General features: G+C 65.4%; 23 protein-coding genes. 8 read left to right on the top strand and 15 right to left on the bottom strand.

Features of this window, described 5'->3' with window-relative positions; all coding sequences use genetic code 11:
* The first annotated feature begins 29 nt into the window (after positions 1–29).
* Complete coding sequence (locus AQZ49_RS09030) at positions 30–707, top strand: prolyl hydroxylase family protein (protein ID WP_067614979.1); 678 nt, start codon at positions 30–32, stop codon at positions 705–707.
* Positions 698–2,632, top strand: a complete 1,935-nt coding sequence (locus AQZ49_RS09025) for a DUF885 domain-containing protein (protein ID WP_231739137.1) — start codon at positions 698–700, stop codon at positions 2,630–2,632. Before AQZ49_RS09030 ends, AQZ49_RS09025 begins: the two co-directional genes overlap by 10 nt.
* Here AQZ49_RS09025 and AQZ49_RS09020 read toward each other — a convergent pair.
* The 3 genes from AQZ49_RS09020 to AQZ49_RS09010 all read right to left on the bottom strand — a co-directional run bounded on the left by AQZ49_RS09020 (position 2,578) and on the right by AQZ49_RS09010 (position 6,004).
* A complete protein-coding gene (locus AQZ49_RS09020; RefSeq protein WP_067614978.1) occupies positions 2,578–4,221 on the bottom strand; it encodes a lysine--tRNA ligase in 1,644 nt (547 codons plus the stop codon). The two genes, AQZ49_RS09025 and AQZ49_RS09020, sit on opposite strands and share 55 nt — an antisense overlap.
* Before the next feature lie 207 nt (positions 4,222–4,428).
* Positions 4,429–5,001, bottom strand: coding sequence for a phosphoribosyltransferase (locus AQZ49_RS09015; RefSeq protein ID WP_067614977.1), 573 nt, complete (start codon positions 4,999–5,001; stop codon positions 4,429–4,431).
* 97 nt (positions 5,002–5,098) lie between these two features.
* Positions 5,099–6,004 carry a flagellin N-terminal helical domain-containing protein gene (locus AQZ49_RS09010; RefSeq protein ID WP_067614976.1) on the bottom strand — a complete coding sequence of 302 codons (906 nt, stop codon included), beginning with the start codon at positions 6,002–6,004 and terminating at the stop codon, positions 5,099–5,101.
* A 191-nt stretch (positions 6,005–6,195) separates the two neighbouring features.
* On the opposite strand from AQZ49_RS09010, the gene AQZ49_RS09005 reads away from it, so the two are divergent.
* Both AQZ49_RS09005 and AQZ49_RS09000 read left to right on the top strand, forming a co-directional pair.
* A complete protein-coding gene (locus tag AQZ49_RS09005; RefSeq protein ID WP_067614975.1) occupies positions 6,196–8,940 on the top strand; it encodes an ATP-dependent DNA helicase in 2,745 nt (914 codons plus the stop codon).
* Positions 8,937–9,482 (top strand): SixA phosphatase family protein, encoded by a 546-nt coding sequence (locus tag AQZ49_RS09000; protein WP_067614974.1) that lies wholly within the window; start codon positions 8,937–8,939, stop codon positions 9,480–9,482. The genes AQZ49_RS09005 and AQZ49_RS09000 overlap by 4 nt, the downstream gene beginning before the upstream one ends.
* 98 nt (positions 9,483–9,580) lie before the next feature.
* Here the strand turns inward: AQZ49_RS09000 and AQZ49_RS08995 are convergent, their stop codons facing one another.
* From AQZ49_RS08995 to rpmF, 5 genes are all read right to left on the bottom strand, one after another.
* Positions 9,581–10,027: a MerR family transcriptional regulator gene (locus AQZ49_RS08995; RefSeq protein WP_231739135.1), complete on the bottom strand. Its 447-nt coding sequence runs from the start codon at positions 10,025–10,027 to the stop codon at positions 9,581–9,583.
* A 130-nt stretch (positions 10,028–10,157) separates the two neighbouring features.
* Positions 10,158–10,457, bottom strand: coding sequence for an integration host factor subunit alpha (locus tag AQZ49_RS08990; RefSeq protein ID WP_067614972.1), 300 nt, complete (start codon positions 10,455–10,457; stop codon positions 10,158–10,160).
* A gap of 143 nt (positions 10,458–10,600) precedes the next feature.
* Entirely contained in the window at positions 10,601–11,587 is a 987-nt protein-coding gene (locus AQZ49_RS08985) for a beta-ketoacyl-ACP synthase III (RefSeq protein ID WP_067614971.1), read from the bottom strand.
* The gene (plsX, locus tag AQZ49_RS08980; RefSeq protein WP_067615364.1) at positions 11,584–12,675 is read right to left on the bottom strand and encodes a phosphate acyltransferase PlsX; all 1,092 of its coding nucleotides are present in this window, start codon (positions 12,673–12,675) and stop codon (positions 11,584–11,586) included. Before plsX ends, AQZ49_RS08985 begins: the two co-directional genes overlap by 4 nt.
* 166 nt (positions 12,676–12,841) lie before the next feature.
* Entirely contained in the window at positions 12,842–13,021 is a 180-nt protein-coding gene (rpmF, locus tag AQZ49_RS21790) for a 50S ribosomal protein L32 (RefSeq protein ID WP_082701671.1), read from the bottom strand.
* Positions 13,022–13,271: 250 nt separating this feature from the next.
* On the opposite strand from rpmF, the gene AQZ49_RS08975 reads away from it, so the two are divergent.
* A complete protein-coding gene (locus AQZ49_RS08975) occupies positions 13,272–13,661 on the top strand; it encodes an MAPEG family protein (RefSeq protein ID WP_067614970.1) in 390 nt (129 codons plus the stop codon).
* A 30-nt stretch (positions 13,662–13,691) separates the two neighbouring features.
* Here the strand turns inward: AQZ49_RS08975 and AQZ49_RS08970 are convergent, their stop codons facing one another.
* Both AQZ49_RS08970 and AQZ49_RS08965 read right to left on the bottom strand, forming a co-directional pair.
* Positions 13,692–14,366 carry an MBL fold metallo-hydrolase gene (locus AQZ49_RS08970; RefSeq protein WP_067614969.1) on the bottom strand — a complete coding sequence of 225 codons (675 nt, stop codon included), beginning with the start codon at positions 14,364–14,366 and terminating at the stop codon, positions 13,692–13,694.
* 42 nt (positions 14,367–14,408) lie between these two features.
* The gene (locus AQZ49_RS08965; protein ID WP_369819108.1) at positions 14,409–15,077 is read right to left on the bottom strand and encodes a S24 family peptidase; all 669 of its coding nucleotides are present in this window, start codon (positions 15,075–15,077) and stop codon (positions 14,409–14,411) included.
* Positions 15,078–15,330: 253 nt separating this feature from the next.
* On the opposite strand from AQZ49_RS08965, the gene AQZ49_RS08960 reads away from it, so the two are divergent.
* Positions 15,331–15,738 carry a hypothetical protein gene (locus AQZ49_RS08960; RefSeq protein ID WP_156428224.1) on the top strand — a complete coding sequence of 136 codons (408 nt, stop codon included), beginning with the start codon at positions 15,331–15,333 and terminating at the stop codon, positions 15,736–15,738.
* Here AQZ49_RS08960 and AQZ49_RS08955 read toward each other — a convergent pair.
* The gene (locus tag AQZ49_RS08955) at positions 15,732–16,688 is read right to left on the bottom strand and encodes a D-2-hydroxyacid dehydrogenase (protein WP_231739133.1); all 957 of its coding nucleotides are present in this window, start codon (positions 16,686–16,688) and stop codon (positions 15,732–15,734) included. The genes AQZ49_RS08960 and AQZ49_RS08955 overlap by 7 nt on opposite strands.
* Before the next feature lie 161 nt (positions 16,689–16,849).
* Here AQZ49_RS08955 and AQZ49_RS08950 point away from each other — a divergent pair, with 161 nt between their 5' ends.
* Positions 16,850–18,067 carry a S8 family serine peptidase gene (locus tag AQZ49_RS08950; protein ID WP_067614966.1) on the top strand — a complete coding sequence of 406 codons (1,218 nt, stop codon included), beginning with the start codon at positions 16,850–16,852 and terminating at the stop codon, positions 18,065–18,067.
* Positions 18,064–19,548, top strand: a complete 1,485-nt coding sequence (locus AQZ49_RS08945; protein ID WP_067614965.1) for a type II secretion system protein GspD — start codon at positions 18,064–18,066, stop codon at positions 19,546–19,548. The genes AQZ49_RS08950 and AQZ49_RS08945 overlap by 4 nt, the downstream gene beginning before the upstream one ends.
* Positions 19,549–19,569: 21 nt before the next feature.
* Here the strand turns inward: AQZ49_RS08945 and cysS are convergent, their stop codons facing one another.
* From cysS to AQZ49_RS08925, 4 genes are all read right to left on the bottom strand, one after another.
* Positions 19,570–21,027 carry a cysteine--tRNA ligase gene (gene cysS / locus AQZ49_RS08940; protein WP_067614964.1) on the bottom strand — a complete coding sequence of 486 codons (1,458 nt, stop codon included), beginning with the start codon at positions 21,025–21,027 and terminating at the stop codon, positions 19,570–19,572.
* 152 nt (positions 21,028–21,179) lie between these two features.
* On the bottom strand, positions 21,180–21,887 hold the full coding sequence (locus AQZ49_RS08935; protein ID WP_067614963.1) for a nitroreductase: 708 nt from the start codon (positions 21,885–21,887) through the stop codon (positions 21,180–21,182).
* Positions 21,888–21,919: 32 nt separating this feature from the next.
* On the bottom strand, positions 21,920–23,734 hold the full coding sequence (gene cobT / locus AQZ49_RS08930; RefSeq protein ID WP_067614962.1) for a cobaltochelatase subunit CobT: 1,815 nt from the start codon (positions 23,732–23,734) through the stop codon (positions 21,920–21,922).
* 31 nt (positions 23,735–23,765) lie between these two features.
* The coding region (locus AQZ49_RS08925; RefSeq protein ID WP_304438457.1) for a transaldolase family protein at positions 23,766–24,009 on the bottom strand (244 nt) is incomplete at its 5' end.

Raw genomic sequence — 24,009 nt, 5'->3', positions numbered from 1 at the left:
GTCACCTTGCTCCATGAACCTGCGCAATCATGGTTTTTTCCTTCAATTCCGCCAATCGCCACCCCGACCGCGCCGATCTGGCCCGCATCGGAGAAACCGTGCGGGCCAGACTCGATGCCGACCCGTCAGCCTATCGCCTGCCGGTCGAAGGCGTCGAGATCTATGCGGTGGCCGATTTTCTGTCCGCTGCCGATTGCCGGCGACTGATCGCGGTGATCGACACCGTGGCCCGCCCATCGCCCACCTACAACAACAACACCGACGGTGGCCGCACCAGCTATACCGGCGATGTCGACCCGCGCGATCCGTTCATCGGCATGCTGCAACGGCGGATCGACGACTTGCTCGGCATGGACCCGGCGCTGGGCGAAACCCTGCAGGGCCAGCGCTATGCCGTGGGTCAGGAATTCAAGCACCACTACGACTACTTCGTCGCCAAACACGAATATTGGGATGATGAACGCAAACGCGGTGGCCAGCGCAGTTGGACCGCGATGGGCTATCTCAACGCGGTCGAGGAAGGCGGCGCCACCGATTTTCCCAAGATCAGCCTGTCGATCCCGCCGCAGGCCGGGGTGCTGCTGATGTGGAACAACATGCTGCCCGACGGGCGACCCAATCCGCGCACGATCCACGCCGGGGCGCCGGTCCTGCGCGGGGTCAAATATGTCCTGACCAAGTGGTATCGGGCGCGTCCGTGGTCGTGAAACGAGGCTGGGCACTGGCCCTGCTGGCGCTTGGCGCCTGCGCCGGCCAGCCGCCCCGCCCCGCGCCCCCGCCACCCGTCGACCTGCCTGCGCCGGCCACGCTCGACACCCAGCCCGCTGCCCTGCGTCCGCCGCCCGCACCGCCAGCCGCCGACGCGGACGGCACCGGATCGATGGCCGACCGGCTCGACCGCCTGTTTGCCGAAGACAGCCGCGCCGAACAGGCGCTCGATCCGCTGGGCGCGATGGCGCGCGGCGAAGCGGTGCCGCACGATCTGCTGGCGCTGGTGTTCACGCCAGAACTGGCCGCGCGGCAACGCGCGGTGATCGAACACACGCTGACGCAACTCGATCGCATCGACCCGGCCGCGCTCGATCCGCCACACCGCCTGTCCTACGCGGTGTTTCGCCAGACCCTGAACGACCAGCATGCGCTGCTCGATCCCGCCGCGCAGGCCCTGCTGGGGGTGCAGCCGTTCAACCATTTCATGGGCTTTCCGGTCGAGTTTCCCGAAATGGCGGCCACCGGCGAAGGCGGATCGCTGCGCACGCTGGGCGAAATCGAGGCACGGCTGGCGCTTGAGCGCGGCCTGCCGCTGGTGTTCGCCAACGCCGAGGCGCGCTTTCGCGAAGGCATCGCCAGCGGCGTGGTCGAACCGCGCCTGACCGTGGTCGCGATGATTGCCGAAATCGACGCGATCCTGGCGCGCCCGCCCGGAACCTCGTTGTTCATGGTGCCCGTACGTCACCTGCCCCCCGGCACCCCCCAGGCCCGGCGGCGGCGGATCGAACGCGCGTTTCTGGCCACCACCACCGAGGCAGTCTATCCCGCCTATGCTCGGTTGCGCCGGTTTCTGGCCGAAACCTACCTGCCCGCCGCGCGCGATTCGGTCGGGTTGTCGGCGCTGCCCGGCGGCGCTGGGCTCTATCGCCTGCTGGTGCGCGAAAACACCACGCTGTCGCTCGATCCCGATGTGGTCCACCAGACCGGGCTGGACGAAGTCGCGCGAATCCAGCGCGCCATGCAGGGTGTCGAAGGCGAGCTGGGCTATACCATGCCGCTGCACACCTTTTTCGACGTGATCCGCACCGATCGCCGGTTTCACCCCACCAGTGCCGAACAGCTTGGCCAGGGGTTTCGCGGCGTCGGCGCAAAGGTAACCCGGCTGGCGCCGCGCTATTTCCTGCATCTGCCGCGCACGCCGCTGGCAATCCGCCCCTATCCCGAATACCGCGCGCGGTTTGAAGCAGGCGGCAGCTATAGCGAGGGCCTGCCCGATGGCAGCCGTCCCGGCGTGTTCTGGTACAACACCTATGACTGGCCGCACCGGTTCATGACCGGGATCACCACGCTCTATCTGCACGAAGGCGCGCCGGGGCATCATTTCCAGATCAGCCTTGCCCAGGAAAACGACAGCTTGCCCGATTTTCAGCGGTTTGGCGGCAACCCGGCCTATGTCGAAGGCTGGGCGCTCTATGCCGAAACGCTGGGCTATGACATGGGGCTCTATCGCGATCCGCTGCAGCACTGGGGCACGCTCGACGATGAAATGCTGCGGGCGATGCGGCTGGTGGTCGATACCGGGCTACACACGCGCGGCTGGACCCGCGATCAGGCAATTGCCTATATGCTCGACAATTCGGGCATCGGGCGGATCGACGCCGCCGCCGAAGTCGATCGCTATATCGCCAATCCGGGACAGGCGCTGGCCTACAAAGTCGGCGCGATGACCATCCAGCGGCTACGCGACGAAGCCCGCGATGCGCTGGGCGCGCGCTTCGACATCCGCGAATTCCACGATCAGGTGCTCGGCAGCGGCGCATTGCCGCTGCCAGTGCTGGAGGCCAAGATCCACCAGTGGATCGCGGATCAGGCCCCCGCCAGCGCCTCGGCAATCAATGCGCGGGTGTTGGCCAGGCCATAGAGCGCGATAAAGCTGCCCATGCGCGGCCCCGCCGACGATCCGAGCAGCGTTTCATACAGCGCCTTGAACCAGTCGCGCAGCGATTCGAACCCGAAATCCGGCTCTTTGCCCACTTCATAGACCACGGTCTGAAACGCCTCTGCCCCGGCATCGGCAGTCATTCCTGCCAGCGCCGCATCAAGCGCCGTCAGCGCTGCGGCTTCATTGGCCAATGGGGCCCGGCGTTGCAGCGTGGGCGCGACAAAATCGCGGTTATAAGCCAGCGCGCACGTCACCAGCGTGTCGAGCGCCGGATGCGCGGCGGGGTCGGCATTGATCACATAGTTGCCCAGATAAGACCACACTTGCTCGCGGCTGGCGCCCGCGCCCAGCACCCCGACCAGATTGAGCAGCAGACCATAAGTCACCGGCAACTTGTCGCCATCGCCGCCGTGATAGCCATTGGCGCGCAGCAAGTGCCACACCGGATTGCCCAGTTGCTGTTCCACCGGCTGCGTGGCCAGCTTTTCGCGGAACTGCCAATATTCGTCGACCGCGCGCGGGATGATGCCGGGATGCAGCGACTTGGCGCTCTTTGGCTCACGGAACAGATAGAAGCCCAGCGATTCCTCGCTGCCATAATCCAGCCATTGCTCGATCGTCAGGCCGTTGCCCTTCGATTTCGAGATCTTTTCGCCCTTTTCATCGAGGAACAGCTCATAGATCAGCCCCTCGGGACGGCGCCCGCCCAGCACGTGCGCGATGCGACCCGATTGCAGGTGGCTATCGGTCAGGTCCTTGCCGCACATTTCATAATCGACGCCCAGCGCGACCCAGCGCATCGCCCAGTCGACCTTCCATTGCAACTTGGCCTGGCCGCCCAGCACGGTCTGTTCAACCAGGCTGCCGTCGCTGTCGGCAAAGCGCACGATCCCGGCCTCGGCATCGACCACCTCGATCGCCACTTGAAGCACCACCCCGGTGGAAGGTGACACCGGCAGCACCGGCGAATACGTCTGCCGCCGTTCTTCGCGCAAGGTCGGCAGCATGATCGCCTGGATCGCGTCATAATGGCGCAGGACATTGATCAGCGCCGCGTCGAACGCGCCCGAATTGTAGCGATCCGACGACGAGACGAATTCGTAATCGAACCCGAACCGGTCGAGAAATTCGCGCAAGCTGGCATTGTTGTGCGCGGCAAAGCTGTCGTGCGTGCCGAACGGATCGGGAATGCGCGACAGGGGCTTGCCCAGATTGGCCGTCAGCACGTCCTTGTTGGGCACGTTGTCGGGCACTTTGCGCAAGCCGTCCATATCGTCGGAAAACGCCACCAGCCGGGTCGGATGGCCGCCGGTCATCGCCTGATAGGCGCGGCGCACCAGCGTGGTGCGCAACACTTCCTGAAACGTGCCGATATGCGGCAGGCCCGACGGGCCATAGCCGGTTTCGAACAGCACCGGCACCAGATCGCCCGCCGCATCGCGCTTGCCGCCGGGGAAACGTTTGACCAGCTTGCGCGCCTCTTCGAACGGCCACGATTTCGACACCTGGGCGGCGGCGAACACGGCATCATCGACAGGGGCGGGTGAGATTTGGGCAATATCGGTCATAGCCGTGCGGCCATTCGCGATTATGCCGTGTTTGGCAAGCCTCAATCCCTGACGCCTGATAGGGAATTCCGGCGTTGCCGGAATTCCAGGAAGTCGGCACCGGCCCGCTCCCCCGCCCGACCACCCATAGGGTACTATTGTTGGGTGGTCGGGCGGGGGAGCGGGCCGGTGCCGACTTCAAAATTCGCGCGTTCCGCGAATTTTCAATCAATCTCTGAGAATCAGGCTCGCCTGCGGCTTGTGCGCGCGGATTTCGGCCTCGGTCAGGCCGCAGATTTCATGGGGAAACACCAGCCATTCGTCGGTTTCGTGCACGTAATAATCGGGCCGCATGGTGGTCTTGTTGCGGGTGGGTTTCCAGTAGACCGTGGCGATGCGGATTTCGCGCGGGGTGTTATGGCGGCACCGGGTGCGCAGTTCGCGCAGCGTCGCCTCGATCGAGCGGCCCGAATCGAACACGTCATCGACCACCACCAGCCGGTCTTCGGGGTTCAGCGTGTCGATCAGATAACCCAGCGAATAGACCCTGACTTCGCTGTGCTGTTGGTCGATCCCGGCATAGGATTTGGTGCGGATGGCGATGTGATCGGTTTCGATCCCGCGATATTCCAGCAATTCCTGCACCGCGATGCCGACCGGCGCGCCACCGCGCCAGATGCCGACGATATGCGTGGGGCGAAACCCCGAATCGACGATGGCATTGCCCAGCCGGAACGAATCCTCCAGCAGGCGATCGGCGGTGAGCCAGGTTTTCTCGATGGCGGTCGCAGCGTTTTCCATTCGTCGCATCTATGCGCACAGGGGCCGCGCGTAAACACCACAAACGGGGCCAGGCATGCGCCCGGCCCCGCCATGGCGGGAGAATGGATCGAAGCCTTCAACCGCTCTTGAGCAGTGACAGCACATTCTGCTGGCTCTGGTTGGCCTGCGCGATCATCGCGGTCGAGGCCTGCGACAGGATCTGCGCCTTGGCCAGATTGGTGGTGGCAGACGAATAATTGGTGTCCTGGATCTGGCTGCGCGCCGACGTCAGGTTGGTGATATCGGTGTTGAGATTCTCCACCACCGAGGTCAGCCGGTTCTGCGCCGCACCGAGCGCAGACTGGTTGGCGTTCACTTCCGCGATCGAGGCATCGACATTGCTGATCGTCGTCGCAGCGGCAGCCTGGGTCGACACATCGAGTGCCAGCGTGACCCCCGATGCGCTGCTGAAGGCCGTCAAACCCTGCCCGCTGGCATTGGTGCCGAAGATTTCGGAGCCGTTGAACGCCGGGCTGTCGATCACCACGTTGTTGCCGTTGTTGGCGCCGGTCTGGATCGTCGTCTTGATATCGTTGCTGCCATTGGCGGCCGGTGCGCCCGAAGTGACGGCAAACACGTTCACGCCGTTGAACGTTGTGCTGTCGAGGATCGAGCTGATCTGGTCGGTCAGGTTGGCAACTTCGGTCTGCATCGAGGCGCGATCGGACGACTGATACGTGCCCGAACTCGACTGCACCGCCAGTTCGCGGATGCGTTGCAGCATGTTGGTCACTTCGGTCAACGCACCGCCGGCGGTTTGCGCCAGCGAGACGCCGTCATTGGCATTCGACACGGCCTGAGTCATGCCATCGATCTGCGATGTCATCGTGTTGCTGATGGCAAGACCCGCGGCATTGTCGGCTGCGCTGTTGATTTGCAGGCCGGTGGAAAGCTGTTCCATCGCCTGCGAAGTCATGGACTGCGCGGAGTTCGAAGCGTTCGACGCCTCCATCGCAGAGATGTTGGTGTTGATTACGGTCATGATCCCATTCTCCACTATGGGCGAGAACCGTCCGGACCGGATAGGCGGGGCTGTTGCACACCCGGTCCGAATGGTTCCCAAAGCCACAGAACGACCGACGCCACGAACAATTAAGCATGTTGCGCAACGAATACCGGCGCGGCGGCGCGGGCCCGTTTACTTTCGCCCCCGCGCCCGCCACACGAGGGGCAATGGATTCGCCGCCTGCCACCCTGCAACCCCTGCCGATTGCGGCGCTGCATGCCAGCCACGGCGGATGCTGGATCGACGATGCCCGGGGCCCGCGCGAAATCAGCAAGGGCGATGCCATCGTGGCAGCCGCCGATACCGCGCTGATCGTGCTCGGCGCGCCGCTGGTGGCCAGCCGCCTGGGCTATCCCGACTTGTCGGGGCTCGATCTGCTGGAACTATATGCCTTTGTTTTTCCGGCACGTTTCATGGTTCCCACACCACGCGGGCTGGCCCATGCACTCGATCTGCCCGAACCGGTCGGCGATGCGGCGGTGGCGTCGTTTCTGCGTCTGGCGGCGGCCGGGCTGATCGCGCAGACCGCGCGCGACGACTGGCCCGAACGCGAAGGCGCGTGGACCCAGTTGCAAACCATGGTGCGGTTGCGCTGGCCCTGGGCGCCGCTGTTGACCGACACTATCCGCCGCCCCGATCGCGCCGAACGCTGGCTGTTTGCGCGCCTGCCCGAATGGGAAGAGGCCGCCCCCCGCCCCCAGCCCGCGCAAGTCGTGCTCGACGAGGCGGCGATCGCCACCCGCCTGGCGACGATTGCCGGTGCCGGAGCCGAAGAGCGCCCCGCCCAACGCGATTTCGCGCGCGAGGCGGGCCATGCGTTCAGCCCGCGCGGCACTGCGCGCGTGCCGCACGTGGTGCTGGCGCAAGCGGGCACCGGCACCGGCAAAACGCTGGGCTATCTCGCCCCGGCCTCGCTGTGGAGCGCGCTGACCGGCGGAACGGTATGGGTTTCGACGTATACCAAGGCGCTGCAACGCCAGTTGCGCCGCGAAAGCCGCCGCGCCTTTGCCGACCGTCAGGCAGGCGAACGCCCCAACGTGGTGGTGCGCAAAGGGCGCGAGAACTATCTGTGCCTGCTCAATCTCGAAGACGCGTTGCAGGGCGGGTTTCAGGGCCGCGCGGCGATCCTGGCGCAACTGGTCGCGCGTTGGGCGGCCTATAGCCAGGATGGCGACATGATCGGCGGCGATCTGCCCGGCTGGCTGGGCACGCTGTTCCGCCGCCGGGGGATCACCGCGCTGACCGACCAGCGCGGCGAATGCATCTATGCCGCCTGCCCGCATTACCGCAAATGCTTCATCGAACGCGCTACGCGCGCCTCGGCAGAGGCCGATCTGGTGATCGCCAACCATGCGCTGGTGATGATCAATGCGGCACGCGGGCGCGAAAATGGCGGCGTGCCGACACGCATCGTGCTCGACGAAGGCCACCACGTGTTCGACGCCGCCGATGCGACGTTTGCCGCCGCGCTGACCGGCGCCGAAACCATCGAATTGCGTCGCTGGGTAGTCGGGCCCGAAGGCAAATCCCGCGGCCGCCGCCGGGGTCTGGCCGCACGCCTGGCCGATGTCGCCAGCTATGACGAGGAAGGCGGACGCGCGATCACCCGCGCGCGCGAAGCCGCCGAAGCCCTGCCGGGCGAAGGCTGGCTGGCCCGCATTGCCGAAAATGCGCCGTCCGGCCCGGTCGAAGCGCTGCTGAGCGCCACCCGCGCGCTGGTCCATGCGCGCGATGAAAGCGGCGGGCAGGACGCCGGCTATGGCCTCGAAACCGAAGTGGCCGGGCTCGACGGCGCCTATATCGCCGTCGCCGGAGAGGCCGAGGACGCGCTGGAGGCTTTGCGCCAGCCGCTCGTCCGGCTGGGTGCACGGCTCGATGCCATCCTGGGCGATCCGCCTGACTGGCTCGATGGGGCGGCGCGCGCGCGCATTGAAGGCGCGCGCGGGTCGATCCAGTGGCGGTGTGATCTGCTGGCCGGGTGGATCGCGCTGCTGGCACGGCTGGGCGGCCCTGCCGATCCCGATTTTGTCGACTGGCTGGCGGTCGATCGCTCCGAAGGCCGCGAATGGGATATCGGCCTGCACCGCCGCTATCTCGACCCGATGAAGCCGTTTGCAGCCACCGTACTGGCGCCCGCGCACGGCGTGCTGATGACCAGCGCGACGCTGTGCGACCGTCTGGCCGGGGTGCCCGACTGGGAATCCGCGATCGTGCGCAGCGGGGTGCGGCACCTGGGCGTGGCGCCGCGCCTGTTCGCGGTCGACAGCCCGTTTGACTATGCGGCGCAGGCCGAAGTGCTGATCGTCACCGATGTGCCGCGCGGCGATATCGGCGCCCTGGCAGCGGCCTATGCACGCCTGATCGAGGCGGCTGGCGGCGGCGCACTGGGGCTGTTCACCGCGATCCGGCGGATGCGCGCGGTGCACGGGCGGATTGTCGACCGGCTCGCCCGCGCGGGCCTGCCGCTCTATGCCCAGCATGTCGATCCGATCGATACCGGCACGCTGGTCGATATCTTTCGCGACGATCCGCGCGCCTCGCTGATCGGCACCGATGCCTTGCGCGACGGGGTCGATGTACCTGGCGTTTCGCTGCGGCTGGTGGTGATGGAACAAGTGCCCTGGCCCAAACCGTCGATCCTGCACCGCGCTCGGCGGCTGGCCGGGGGCGGACAGGCCCATGACGATGCCATCATCCGCGCACGGCTGGCGCAGGCGTTTGGACGGCTGATCCGTTCGGGCACCGATCGCGGCGCGTTTGTGGTGCTGTCGGCGGCATTTCCGTCGCGGCTGATCGGGGCCTTTCCGGTCGGCACACCGGTGCGGCGGGTGACACTCGATGTCGCTTTACAAAGCATCGCGGGCAGTGTTTCTGGCGCGACCGCCTCGATAACCACCGGAAACCCCGCGTGAAGACGCTTTGCCTGTTTCGCCACGCCAAGTCCGACTGGTCCGATGCGCGTGCACGCGATTTTGATCGCCCGCTCAACGCGCGCGGCCAACGCGGGGCCGCCGCGATGGGCCGCCATGTGTGCGCCAGCGGGCGGCGATTCGACCGGGTGATCGCCTCGCCCGCCGTGCGCGTGACCGAAACCATCGAGATTGCCAGCCGCGCGTGGTGCCGCACCCTGCCGATCGAATGGGACCGGCGCATCTATCTGGCCAGTTCGGCCACGTTGATCGACTTGTTGCGCGATATCGATGGCGATCCCGCCAGCCTGCTGATGGTCGGCCACAATCCGGGCCTGGAAGACCTGATTTTCGACCTTGTGCCCGAAGACGGCACCAGCCCCTTGCGCACGCTGGTCGAACAGAAATTTCCGACCGCGACGTTTGCCGTGCTCGAATGCGCAATCGATCGCTGGGCGGATATCGATATCGGTTGTGCGCGCCTGACCGAACTGGTCAGGCCGCGCGATCTCGATCCGACTTTGGGCCCGGAATTGCCCGGCTAAAGCATACTGCGTTTAATCTGAAACGCAGTATGCTTTAGGAGTCTTTGTTTTCACATCGTTTATTGCAAAAAACCGGTACCCACTTTTTGCACGATGCTCTAAGTGCTAGCCAATTCGCGCGCCAGCCGGTTGCGGATCGCTTCAAGATGCTGGCGCAACACGCTCAGCGCGGCCACCAGCGTCTGCTCGGGATCGGCATCGCGGTCTGCGCCTGCGGCCACCGCAGTCTGGCGATTGATCGCATCGATCAGCGGCGCGTGCGATTCGCGTGCTGGCGCGGCGACCACTCGCCGCACCGGCGGACGGTCGAGCGCCCGGCGCGCACCGCGAATGGTATAGCCCTCGCGGTGCAGCAAGCGGTCGATATCGATCACCAGCCGGATATCCTCGGGACGGTAATAGCGTCGTCCGCCCGCGCGCGTCAGCGGCCGCAACATGGGGAATTGGTCTTCCCAATATCGCAGGACATGCTGGCGCAGCCCGAGCGCCTGAGCCACTTCGCCAATGGTCCGCAACGCGTCGGCTTCCTTGCCGTCGCGAAACAAGTCCCCGTCCCGAAACAGGGCATTGTCATCGCGTATCGCCGGTGCGCGTTTTGTGGCCAAACCGTTGCGCACCCGGGGTGTCCGCCCGGGTTTTGGCGTGGCGGGGGATGTCCCGCTCACTGCCAAAGGCTCAATCGCCCGCGCAGATGCGGTCCTTCAGCATCTGGCTGGCGCGAAACGTCAGCACGCGGCGCGGTGTGATCGGCACCTCGACCCCGGTCTTGGGGTTGCGACCGATCCGCTCTGCCTTGTCGCGCAGCAGAAATGTGCCAAAGCCCGAAATCTTGACATTTTCACCCTCTGCCAGGGCATCGCAGACATGGTTGAGAATGGACTCGACCATTTCGAGCGATTCAGCACGCGACAATCCGACACGGCGATTGATGCTTTCCGCGAGATCCGCCCGCGTCAAAGTGCCAACAGAACGCATCTTATTTTCCCCCAATTGAAACAATTGCCCACTACCCATCTGCAAAGATAACGGGTTTTCGTCCCAACGCAATGCGTTACGGGATTTATATGGGCCATTTTGGGGCGCTGGCGGGGTCCGGCAAGCCGACTTTGGTCTAAGTCTCAGATTCGCGCGAGCGCGGCACCCCAGGTGAAGCCACCGCCCATCGCTTCGAACATCACCAGGTCACCCGGTTTGATTCGCCCGTCGCGCACGGCCTCGTCAAAGGCGAGCGGCACCGATGCGGCGCTGGTGTTGGCGTGATGGTCGACGGTCACGATCACTTTTTCCGACGGCAACGACAATTTGCGCGCAGTCGCGTCGAGAATGCGCAAATTGGCCTGATGCGGCACCACCCAGTCGATCTGCGTCGCGGTCAGCCCTGCCTCGGCCAGCACTTCTTCCAGCACGCCCGCCAGGTTGACCACCGCATGACGGAACACCTCGCGGCCCTTCATGCGCAATTTGCCCACGGTCTGCGTGGTCGACGGCCCGCCATCGACATAGAGCAAATCGTTATAGGCGCCATCGGCATGCAGGCGGCTGGCGATGATACCCGGCGCAAGCGGATCGGCAGGGTCGACCTCGACCGCTTCGAGCACAACCGCCCCGGCCCCGTCGCCGAACAGCACGCAAGTCGTGCGGTCTTCCCAATCGAGGATACGGCTGAACGTTTCGGCGCCGATCACCAGCGCGCGACGGACATTGCCCGCACGCAGCAGCGCATCGGCCGTTGTCAGCGCATAGAGAAAGCCCGAACAGACCGCCGCCAGATCAAACGCGATCCCCCCGCGACAGCCCAGATTGTTCTGCACGATGGTCGCCGTCGCGGGAAAAGTCTGGTCGGGCGTGGCGGTCGCCAGCACGATGCAATCGATCGACGCCGCATCCCAGCCCGCCGCATCGAGCGCACGGCGCGCGGCCAGCGTGGCCAGCGAACCGGTGGTTTCCCCCTCGCCCGCCAGATAGCGCGCGCGAATGCCCGTGCGCTCGACAATCCATTCGTCGGTGGTGTCGACCATCGTCGCCATTTCGGCGTTGGTGACGCACCGTTCGGGCAGGGCCGATCCGCTGCCGCGAATGACCGACCGACGCACTGCCGCGGTCATGACTTATGCTCCGTGGCGGGCTGGTCGGAACCACGCAAGCCGCTTCGCACGGGTTGCTGGATCGTTTCGGTACCGACATCGGCAAGGTCGGCAGCAATACGCGTGGTCAGATTTTCCTCCAGCAGGCGGGCAGTGATCTCGATGGCATGCGCCACGCCCAGCGCCGTGGCGCCACCGTGACTTTTGACGACAACGCCGTTGAGCCCGACAAACAGCGCGCCGTTGTGGTTGTTGGGGTCGAGATGGTCGCGCAGCAATTGCGTGGCCGGGCGCGAAATCAGAAAGCCGAATTTCGACCGCAGCGAACTGGAAAAGCTGCGCCGCAGCAGATCGGCGACAAAGCGAGCCGCCCCCTCCATCGCCTTCAACGCGATATTGCCGGAAAAGCCGTCGGTGACGACCACATCGACATCGCCCCGGCTCAGCTTGTCGGCCTCGGTAAAGCCGTCGAAGGTGAACGCCAGCGCGCCACCGGCCTGTTTGAGCATGGCGGCGGCATCGCGCAAATCGTCGGTGCCCTTGGTTTCTTCGCTGCCGATGTTGAGCAGCCGCACGCGCGGGCTGGCCAACCCGTTGACGATCCGCGCATAGGCCGCGCCCATGATCGCAAATTGCACCAGATTGCGCGCATCGCAGGCGGTGTTGGCGCCAAGGTCGAGCATGACCAGATCGTGATCGCCCAAGGTCGGCAGCAGCGCAGCCAGCGCGGGGCGGTCGATACCCGGCAGCATGCGCAACGACAGCTTGGCCATCGCCATCAGCGCGCCGGTGTTGCCCGCGCTGACCGCGGCGCCGGCATCGCCCTGTTTGACCGCGTCGATCGCCAGGCCCATCGATGTCGTGCGGGCCCGGCGCAATGCCTGAGTCGGGCGTTCGTCGCCCGCGACCACGTCGGGCGCGTGGCGCACTTCGCAACACGCGGCGAGGCCGGGATGGGCGGCAATGGCGGCGGTGACTTGCGCCTCGTCGCCAACCATCAGAAAATTGAGCTGGGGGTTGCGCGTCTGCGCGAGCGCGGCGCCGGCAACCATCACACGCACGCCTTCGTCACCGCCCATCGCGTCGATTGCGATACGCGGCAGCATCATGGTGTGGTGGTCCCCTTTTGCGCGTTTGCTGTTTCCCGCGCACTGCCCGCAAAATATCGGGCCAGCCGCGGCCGGGCCCGACGCCATGCACCGGTTACCGGTGGTGTCGTGGCCCGGTCATGCACGCGCTGATTCGCCTTGGCGATCCGGCGCGCGATGCCTCAATTCAGCTACCGACTGCGATCACTTCGCGACCGTTGTAATGGCCGCAAGCGTTGCACAGCATGTGCGGACGCTTCAGTTCACCGCAGTTCGAGCATTCATGGAATGCTTCGGGTTTCAGCGCATCGTGGCTACGGCGCATGCCACGACGAGAAGGCGATGTTTTGCGTTTTGGGACGGCCATTTCGGCACCTGTTCCTGATAATCTGATGTCTGTGTCACGGGCGCGATAGGCAAGAACCTGCGACCAGACAACCCCCAAAGGCGCATCATGCATGCAACATGCACAAGACCAGGGATGGGGCTGGACGAAACTTGCCGCTCGCGGGCGAAGGGGCGCCTATACGCATTTTCGGATGATTTGCAAGCCATGCTGGGCTAGCCATGCGTCGGGCCAAAAAAACAACCCGGCCACCACAGGAGTTCACGAGAGGATGTATCTGCCCATCAGCCTGGCGTCGGTCGCGGCCGCCGCCTTTACCAACATATGGTTGACCATGCGCATCGGCATGGTGCGCTCTGCCAAGAAGATCTCGGTGGGCGACGGCGGCGACGACGAACTGATCCGTCGTATGCGCGCGCAAGCCAATTTCATCGAGAACACTCCGATCATGCTGATCATGATCGCGGTGATCGAACTGTCGCGGCCGGGCAACCTCTGGCTGGCCGGGGTGGCCGCGCTCTATGCGCTGGGCCGGATCGCGCATGGCGTGGGCATGGATGGCGGGGTGTTCAAGGCAGGCCGCTCGGTCGGCACGCTGATCACCATGGTCAGCCTGATCGGCCTGGGCATCTGGGCCGCCACCATCGCACTTGATATGTAAGGCCCATCCCTCCCCGGCAACGGGGCGGGATCACGCCAGCATATAGTCGCTGACATAGGAATTGGTCTGCCGTTCGCGGCCAAACGTGCTGACCGGGCCATGGCCTGGCACGAATGTCACGTCGTTGCCCAGCGGCCACAGCTTTTGCGTGATCGAATCGATCAGTTGCTGATGATTGCCCAACGGGAAGTCGGTGCGCCCGATCGAGCCCTGAAACAGCACGTCACCGACAATGGCAAAACGCGACGCCGCGTGGAAAAACACCACGTGCCCCGGGGTATGGCCCGGACAGTGCACCACATCGAGCGTGCATTCGCCAATCGTGACGGTATCGCCATCGTGCAGCCAGCGCGTCGGTTCGAACACCTGCCCGTCGATGCCATATTTGCGGCCATCTTCATCGAGTCGGGCGATCCAGAACCGGTCCGCCTCTTCCGGCCCTTCGATCGGCACGCCCAGTTCGCGCGCAAAGGCGCCGGTCGCACCGCAATGGTCGATATGGCCGTGGGTGACGAGCAGCTTTTCGATGGTCACCCCGGTCTTGGCGATCGCCTGACGCAACAGCGCCAGATCCCCCCCGGCATCGATGAACGCGCCGCGCATGGTTTTGGTGCACCACACCAGCGTGCAATTCTGCTGCAAGGGGGTGACGGGAATGATCGCCACTTTCAGCGGCGGCGCGGGCGGAGTGGCGGGTTCGGTCATCGCGTTACAAGATGATGCGATGGCCGCCCAAGCGCAACCCCCTCAAATCCGCCCGCCTTTCCACACCACCCGCCCGACGATCGCCACATCGCCCAGCACGCGTTCGACAGTGGCATAGGCCGGGTTGTCGCTGATCACGCGGATCGTCCCGGCCGACCCTTGCGCCAGCCGCTTGACCAGCAGCACGTCGTCGATCCGCACCACATGAATGCCCTCGCGCCAGCCACGGGTCGACCGGTCGACCAGAATCTCGTCGCCATCGCGCAAAGTCGGCTCCATTGAATCGCCCGCCACCTCGATCACCGACAGATGCGCGGGATCGAGCCCCAGCGTGCGCAACCAGCGCTGGCTGAACCGCAAGCGGTCATCGGCCACCTCGTCGGCGGCCAGCGCCCCCGGCCCGGCCGACGCGCCCAGCGCCAGGCGGGGAATATCGACCCATTCCGACCGCCCCGCGCGCGGCGCCGACACCATAACGCCCGGTGCGACCACCGCGCCCAGTTCGCCTTCGTCCACGCCGAAAAACATCGCCAGCGCGCGGCGGTCGTTTTCCTCCAGCTTGCGCGGGCTGCCCTTGCGCACAAATTGCTGCAGATAGGCGGCATTGCGCCCGATCATTGCCGACAGCGCGGCCAGACTGACGCCGCGCGCGCGCGCCAGCTCCATCAGACGGGTGCGGGCATTGCTGTCATCAGGCAGGTCCATCGGCATGGTTGGCGAGTCCTTACCCCAATTTCGAAGGATTTTTCCTAGACCGAAAGATTTTTCCTGTCAATCTAGGAAATATATTACGCCGACTCGAAGGAAACAGACGATGCGCCTTGCCACTCTCATCACCGCTTTCGCCGACCTGGTCGGCCCCGTGCCACAACTCGCCGGGTACGGCGCGTCGCGCCGCGATCCAATCTTTCCCAGGGCATGGCGCACTTGTGCCGCTGCCCTGCAACCACGGGTGGAACATTTCATGAACACTGCAACCCGGAGCACGACCATGTGGCGCAACACCGACACCCCCCGCCCCGCCGCCCGCCCGGCCCGCACCCATTCCGGCCATCGCCCGCGCATCACCACCGGGCAACGTCTGGCCCAGGCGCTGTTCGATCGCGCCGGACCGCTGGCCCGCCTGGCCCGCCACGGCGAAACCCAATGGGCCAGCGCCACATTCACCGGATCGCGACACACTTTCGTGCTGCGCTTTGAGAGCGCCGAAGCGGTCGAGGCTGCCGAAGCGCTGACCATCGCGATCGGCGATGCCGATATCGCCATCCAGGGCGCGCTGATCGCCGAAATCACCGTCACACGCTTTACCCAGACACTGCTGCCGCATCCCCAGGCGGAAATCGAGGTCAGCGCACTGCTGCTCGATCAGTAACCCGCCACCAGATCGACTTGCGGCGCGACCGGTTCGCCGCGATGCCAGCGGTCGAGATTGACCAGGAACCGGTCGACCGCGCGCGCAAACATCTTGTCCTGCGCGCGGCCCGACAGATGCATGGTGATATGGGCATTGGGCACGCGCCACAGCGGGTGCCCCGGGGGTAGCGGCTCTGGCGTGCACACATCGAGAAATGCGCCGCCCAGATGCCCGCTGTCCAGCGCCGCGATCAGGGCATCCTGATCGATCACGGTGCCACGCGCGACATTGATCAGCGCGGCGCCCGGCTTCATCGCGGCAATCTCGGCGGCGCCGATCAGGCCCACCGTTTCGGGCGTGGCCGGCACCGCGATGATCACCCAGTCGAATTCGGCCAGCCGCGCGCGCCAGGCATCGGGGCCGATGGCGCCTTCGGCAGGGCGCCGACGCACGGTGGTGACCGCGACATCAAACCCGGCCAGCATCCGCGCCACGCGCCCGCCGATTTCGCCGCCGCCCAGAATCAGCGCACGGCTGCCATGCAATTCCTGTTTGCCCGGCGATTCCTGCAGCCATTCCTGGCGATCCTGGGCGCGCACGACTTGCGCATAGCCCTTGGCCATCGTCAGCATGCCCATCACCACATATTCGGCGATGGTGATGGCGTTGATCCCCGCGCCGTTGGTCAGCGTGACACCACGTTCGGCCAGCAGCGGCAGCGGAAACGCGTCAACCCCGGCATAGATCGAATTGAGCCAGTGCAGCCGCGTCGCCAGCGCGATCGCCGCCGCCATCGGCGCGGGCTTGTGCAAATCGAACCAGCCGATCTCGGCCAGCGGTGCCAGCGTCATCAGCTCTTCGGTCGAGGTAAAGCCGCGCAGATCGACCCAATCGGGCACGCGCCCCGCCAACAGCGGCGCCGCCAGCGCATTGACCACGACAATGGTTTTTTCCGAGCCTTCACCCACGCTTCTGCTCCCGCTTCGATCGATCTGCATCGCCCCGGCCAGCATCTGTTTTCGGACGCGGAGCATCGATTTCCCTCGGGTTCGGAGGTGATTGGCCACCCGCACCCGTCGGCGAAGGCTTACCCGTAACGCGACGGGCGACAAGCGCAAAGGGAGGGACCATGCCGCAATTCATCAAGCCGTTGCTGGCGCATCTGGCCATGCTGGTGCTGGCCTGCGCGCCCGGTGCGGCACATGCTGTGTCACATCCCGGGCCGATCGTGCCGGATATTGCGGGCGGGCGGGTGGTATTGCACCGCGCGGTCTGCGCGCGCGATGCGCGGCCCCTGCACATGCATTGCCACGCCCATGTCGTGGTGCGTGCCGACGGCACCCCGCTTGGCGGCAAGGCGGCGGTCAGCGCCAGCCCGCCCTCAGGCCTGTCCCCCGCCGATCTGCGCAACGCCTATCACCTGACGTTGACCGGCAGCAACGCCACGGTGATCGCGATTGTCGATGCCTATGGCTATCCCAGGGCGGAAAGCGATCTGGCGACCTATCGCGCGCAATTCGGCCTGCCGCAGTGTACCGTGGCGAGCGGATGCCTGACGCGGATCAACCAGCGCGGGGGCACCACCCTGCCTGTTACCGACACCGGCTGGTCGCAGGAACAGGCGCTCGATATCGAAATGGCCAGCGCGATATGCCCGGCCTGCCGCATCCTGCTGGTCGAAGCCGATGACGACAGCGAGGCCAATCTGGCCGCCGCCGTGGCCATGGCCGCCTCGCGCGGGGCGATCGCGATTTCCAACAGCTATGGCGGTGCCGAAGATGGCACGCGCCCGTTCGCGCATGCCTATCACCTGCCGGGGATCGCCGTCACCGCCAGCGCGGGCGACAGCGGCTATGGCGCCGAATTTCCCGCGAGCGCGCCGTTGACCATCGCGGTGGGCGGCACGCGGCTGGTGGCCAATGCCACCAACGCGCGCGGCTGGTCCGAAACGGTGTGGTCGGGCACCGGCAGCGGGTGTTCGGCAATGTATGACAAACCCGTGTGGCAGACCGACCCTTTGTGCACCAAACGCATGATGAACGATGTTGCAGTGGTGGCCGCCCCCGGCACCGGGGTTGCGACGTATGGCCCGCTTGGCCCCGGCAACACTTCGGGCTGGATGGTGTTCGGCGGCACCAGCGTCGGCGCGCCGATGATCGCGGCGATCTTTGCCGCCTATGGCGCAAAGCCGACCGGGGCCCGATCGCTGTGGCGCCACACGGCAGAGCTTTACGATGTGATCAAGGGCAGCGACGGCGCCTGTGGCGCAACCTATTTCTGCGAGGCGGAACCGGGCTATGACGGGCCATCGGGCAATGGCACGCCCAAAGGCAAGGCGGGATTGTGACCCTGCGTGCCGCCGTTGCGGGCCTGTGCATCACCGTACTGATGCTGGCCATGCCGGTGCGCGCCCAAATCGCCGACATGCGGACCGATGTTGCCCCTGCCGTGCTGACCGCGATTCAGCCAATCGCGCAAGGTGCCACCGAAACGCGGTTCCGGCTGGATTTTGCACCGCGTGCCAATGGCTTTGCCGCCCTGGCCGAAACCCCCGCCACGGCCGGGCGCGCGGCGCTGGCCTTTGCGCTGACCACGCGCGCCAGCAGCGCCAGCCTGCAGGCGCGGCTAGACGGATTTGTCCGCTCGATCAGCTTTGAACAGGCCGACAGCGTGCTGATCGTCCATTTCGCCAGCCTGGCCCCGGCCCGCGCCGAGGCCCGCGCGATCAGCCCCAGCGCAATCGAGATCACCGTGCACCCGCTCGCCCGCCCCGCCGCCGATCCCGCCCCCATGCATGGCACCCCCGCCGATGACAGCGATGCGATCAGCGAACTGGTCATGCTGAAATACGCCGATGTCAGCGAAGTGGTCGGGCTGATCAGCCCCGGCGCGACGATCAAGCCCAACGACCATTTCACCCCGCGCGAACCCGGCTTTGGCTCGACCAGCCTCACCGGCGGGACTTATGCCGCGCAAAGTTCGGGCATTACCGAGGCGCCCGACCAGCCGCTGGGCGAAGCGGTCGATGCCACCGGCACGATCGCGGTCGATCGGCGGCTCAACGCGATCTGGCTGCACGGATCACCCGAACGGCTGGCCCGGCTCAAGGCGCAGATCGCGCGCATCGATGTGCCGCTCGACAGCGTGCTGTTCGAAACCGAACTGGTCGAACTGACCGAAAGCGGGGCAAAAACGGTGGGCATCGATTTCACCAATGCCAATGGCCAGATTGCGCTGTTTTCGGTGCAATCGGGGCAATATGTGCCATCGGGCTTCAGCCCCAACGGCGGCGGCGTGCTGACCAGCGGGCAGTTGCAGGCGGCGATCTCGGCGCAGATCAGCAAAGGCAATGGCAAGATCGTGTCGCGCCCGCGCATCGCAGCGCTGTCGGGCAGCACGGCCAAGATCATCACCGGCGACGCGCTGCCGATCCTGACCTCGATCACGCTGTCGGGGGTCAACGGCGTGTCGCAACAAGTGCAATATGTGAATGTCGGCGTGACCTTGCAGATCGCGCCCCGCGTGGCCGACGACGGCGTGGTGACCAGCCACGTGTTCTGCGTGGTGTCGAGCGTGACCGGCTATGCCCAAGGCTATCCCACCATTTCGCAGCGCGAGGCAGAGACCGTGGCAATGGTGCGTGACGGTGAAAGCTTTGTGATCGGCGGGCTGATGCAGGACACGGTGCTCGACAACAGCAGCAAGATCCCGCTGTTGGGCGATATTCCGCTGTTGGGCCAGGCGTTCCGCAACACATCGCACACGCGGCAGAATACCGACCTCTATATCGTCGTCACCCCGCACATCCTGCACGCCCAACGGCCCTGATCCTCCCCGTGCCGGAGAGGATTATGGCACGCGCCAGTCCCAGCCGAGCGGGTCGCCATCCATCACCTCGACCCCCGCGGCGGCCAATTCATCGCGCAGGGCGTCGGATCGGGCGAAATCCTTGTCGGCGCGCGCGGCGCGGCGGTCGTCCAACACTTCGCCGATGGTCTGTTCATCGATCACCGCGGCCATGGGCCGGATGCGCAATTCGGTACGGCTCAGCGTCAGCAGATTGAGGCCGAGCACGCTGTCCACGTTGGCAATCGCGCCCAGCTTTTCGGCCGGATCGACCTTTTTCAGCGCGACGATCTCATCCAGCACGGTCAGCGCCAGCGGGGTGTTGAGGTCTTCGCTGATCGCTGCATCGAAGCGGTCGAGCAGATCGGCAAACTTGGGCCCCGGCGTCGCATCCGCCTCGCCCGCGCGATCGCGCAACTGCGCGATCGCCAGAACCAGCCGTTTCAGCCGGGTCAACGCCGCGCCCAGCCCTTCCCATGAAAACTCCAGTTCGCTGCGATAATGCGCCTGCAGGCACATCAGGCGATAGGCCAGCGGGTGATAGCCGCGATCAATCAGCAGTTGCAGGCGCAGGAACTCGCCCGAACTTTTCGACATCTTGCCCGACCGTTCGACCAGGAAATTGTTGTGCATCCACACCCGCGCGCCCGAATTGGCCGGGTCGGTCAGGCTGCCGGTGCAGCAAAACGCCTGATTCTGCGCGATTTCGTTGGGATGGTGGATTTCGCGATGGTCGATCCCGCCGGTGTGAATGTCGAACGGAAAACCAAGCAGCGCGCCGCTCATCACAGAACATTCCAGGTGCCAGCCGGGCGCGCCCCGGCCCCACGGCGAATCCCATTCCATCTGCCGCGTTTCGCCCGGCGGGGTCTTGCGCCAGATGGCAAAGTCGGCGGCGTGGCGCTTGCCCTCCACTTCCTCGATGCGCCCCTCGCCCTCGTCCGTCTGCGCGCGCGCCAGCCGCCCGTAATCGGCCACCGAACCGACATCGAAATAGAGCCCGGTGGGCAATTCATAGCAGTGCCGCTCGGCAATCGTCTTGGCGAATTCGATCATCTGCGGCACATAATGCGTGGCAATCGACCATTGCGCGGGCGCGCGGATATTCAGCGCGGCAATATCGGCCCAATAGGCCTCGGTATAGTGGCGCGCGATATCCCAGATCGATTGCGCACGCGCGGCGGCGGCGGCTTCCATCTTGTCTTCGCCCGCATCGGCATCGTCGGTCAGATGGCCGACATCGGTGATGTTGATCACGTGAGTCAGCGCATAGCCCTTGTATGACAGCGTGCGTCCCAGCACATCGGCAAACACATAGGCGCGCATATTGCCGATATGCGGATAGTTGTAGACCGTCGGCCCGCACGAATAGACGCGCGCCTCGCCCGGGTGAACGGGGCTGAACGGCTCCGGCTGGCGAGTCAGGCTGTTGAACAGCACGAGCGGACGGGGATTGATCATGGCGTCGGCCTTGCCCCGGACAGGAACGGACCGTCAAGCCTGCCCGATCCACCCCATGCCCCAACCCCCGTTCGTGCTGAGCCTGTCGAAGCACGCGTGTGAGGCGAATGTTGGCGCGCGTGCTTCGACAGGCTCAGCACGAACGGGGGTTGTTAAGAATTTGTTTCTTGGGGAAATCCCACCCAGGTCACGACTTCATCCAGCGCGGCCCGCGCCACCGGAAACCGGTTGATCGGTGCATCTGGATCGCGGTGGCCGATCGCCAGGCCGCAGAAAAAGATGTGATCATCGGGGATCGGCACCACGCTGCGGATCTGCGCCTGGAACACCGCCCAGGCTTCCTGCGCGCATGAATCGAGCCCCGCCTCGCGCAGCAGCAGCATCACCGTCTGCAACCACATGCCCACGTCCGACCATTGCGGCGGGCCCATATAGCGCGGCATGTGCACCAGCATCAGCACCGGCGCGCCAAAGCCCCGGAAATTGGCGGCAAATTGCGCCAGTCGCCCGGCCTTGTCGTCGCGCGGAATGTTCAGCGCGGCATACATCGCCTCGCCCACGCCATACCGCCGGTCGGCATAGGCGCCCGCCAGTTCGGACGGATAGACCGCATATTCCGGGGCATGCGCCGCGCGCCCCTGCGGCAGCACCGCCGCCACCGTCGCCAGCAGGCGCGCCAGCGGTTCGCCGGTCAGCACATGGGCATTCCAGGGCTGCACATTGCCGCCCGACGGCGCGCGCTGCGCCTTTTCCAGCACGCTGCGCAGAACTTGGGGATCGACCGGATCGGACAGAAACCGGCGAATCGAGCGGCGACTGGCAACGGCGGCGGAAACGGATGGCGATGCGGGCTCGGTCATGGACGTTTAAGTGACCGGTTAAACGGTGCGCGTCAATCGTCCTCGAACAAGTCCGCCAACTGTTCCACGATCGTGCCGCCCAACTGTTCGACATCCATGATCGTCACCGCGCGGCGGTAATAGCGGGTGACATCGTGGCCGATGCCGATCGCCACCAGTTGCACCGGCGACTGCTTTTCAATCCAGTCGATCACTTTGCGCAAATGCTGTTCGAGATAGCCCGCGCTGTTGACCGACAGCGTCGAATCATCGACCGGTGCACCGTCGGAAATCACCATCAGGATGCGGCGATCCTCTTGCCGCGCCAGCAGGCGGGTGTGCGCCCACAACAGCGCCTCGCCATCGATGTTTTCCTTCAGCAGGCCTTCGCGCATCATCAGGCCCAGGTTCTTGCGCGCGCGGCGCCAGGGTTCATCGGCCTTTTTGTAAACAATGTGGCGCAAATCGTTGAGACGGCCCGGATTGGCCTGCTTGCCGCCGGTCAGCCATGCCTCGCGCGACTGCCCGCCCTTCCACGCGCGGGTGGTAAAGCCCAGCACTTCGGTCTTGACCCCGCAGCGTTCGAGCGTGCGTGCCAGAATGTCGGCGCTGATCGCCGCGATCGAGATCGGCCGTCCACGCATCGACCCCGAATTGTCGATCAGCAACGTAACCACGGTGTCCTTGAATTCGACATCGCGTTCGACTTTGTAACTGAGCGAATGGCCCGGCGAGATGACCACCCGCGCCAGCCGCGCCGCATCGAGCAGGCCTTCTTCCTGGTCGAAATCCCACGACCGGTTCTGCTGCGCCATCAGGCGCCGCTGCAACCGGTTGGCCAGCCGCGTCACGACCGATTGCAGCCCCTTCATCTGCGCATCGAGATAGGCGCGCAGCCGGGTCAGCTCTTCCTCGTCGCACAGATCGGTGGCGGCGACGACTTCGTCATAGCTTTCGGTATAGGCCTTGTAGTCGAAACCGTCGGGCAAGTCGGTCCAGGGCCGGTTGGGCCGCGTCGGCAGCATGCCTTCTTCGCCATCGTCGGCAATATCGGCATCGGCGCTGTCTTCGGCTTCGCTCGGTTCCTGGTCCTGATCGCCGTCTTCGCCGCCCTCGCTGGTGTCGCCGGCCATTTCGCTGGGCGACTGGTCGGACGCGTCTTCGCCTTCGTCGGGCTGTTCCTCGCCATCGTCGAGGTCTTCGCCTTCGTCGTCCTCGCTGTCGGTGGGGGGCGCGTCGCTCGGCTGAGTCAGTTCGAGATGGCCCAGCAGATCGAGCGCAAGCTGCTGAAACGCCTTTTGATTGTCGAGCGCATCGGCCAGCGCGGCAAAGTCGTCGCCCGCCTTGGCGGTGATCCAGCTTCGCACCAGATCGGTGCCCAGCCGCGCCGTTTCGGGCACCGGCTGGCCGGTCAGCGCCTCACGCAGCAGCAGCGACACCGCGCTTTGCAGGGGCACGTCTTCGGCCCGCGCGGCGCGCGCGATCGGATCGCTGAGCATGCGCACATCGGTCGCCGCGCCGATGTTGCCGCGAATCCCGGCATAGCCGTCCGACCCCAACGCTTCGTAGCGGACTTGTTCGATCGCATCATAGACCGCGCGTGCCACCGGTTCACCCGGTGCGCGCGCCTGATGCAGCGCCGCGTTGTGCAGCCGCAGCTTCAGCGCCATCGAATCGGCAAAGCCGCGCGCTTCGGCCACTTGCGCGGCAGGCAGCGCGCGCGGCGGCATCGGCACGCGCAAGGCGGTGCCGGCCTGTCCCGCCGCATCGGCAGTCCAGGCAACCTCGATCTCGGGTTCTTCGGCAAGCGCCCGTGCCGTGCCGGTCAGCGCGGCACGGAACTGGTCCAGAGGCGATTCATCACGCAAGGCAGTTGGTCATCCCTGAATTGGGCGGATATCAGCCAATGCTCTGCCCCGTCTTGGCCCAATCCGCAAGGAACCCTTCGATGCCCTTTTCGGTCAGCACGTGGCGGAACAGCCCCTTGATCACGGCGGGCGGCGCGGTGATCACATCGGCGCCGATGCGCGCGGATTCCAGCACATGGATGCCATGGCGGATCGAGGCGACCAGGATCTGCGTCTGATAGTGATAGTTGTCATAGATCAGGCGGATGTCCGAAATCAGCGCCATGCCGTCAAAG

This window comes from Novosphingobium sp. FSW06-99, assembly GCF_001519065.1.
GTDB lineage: Bacteria > Pseudomonadota > Alphaproteobacteria > Sphingomonadales > Sphingomonadaceae > Novosphingobium.
The sequence above is the reverse complement of the archived record's forward strand: the minus strand, read 5'-3'. Positions and strand labels throughout refer to the sequence as shown.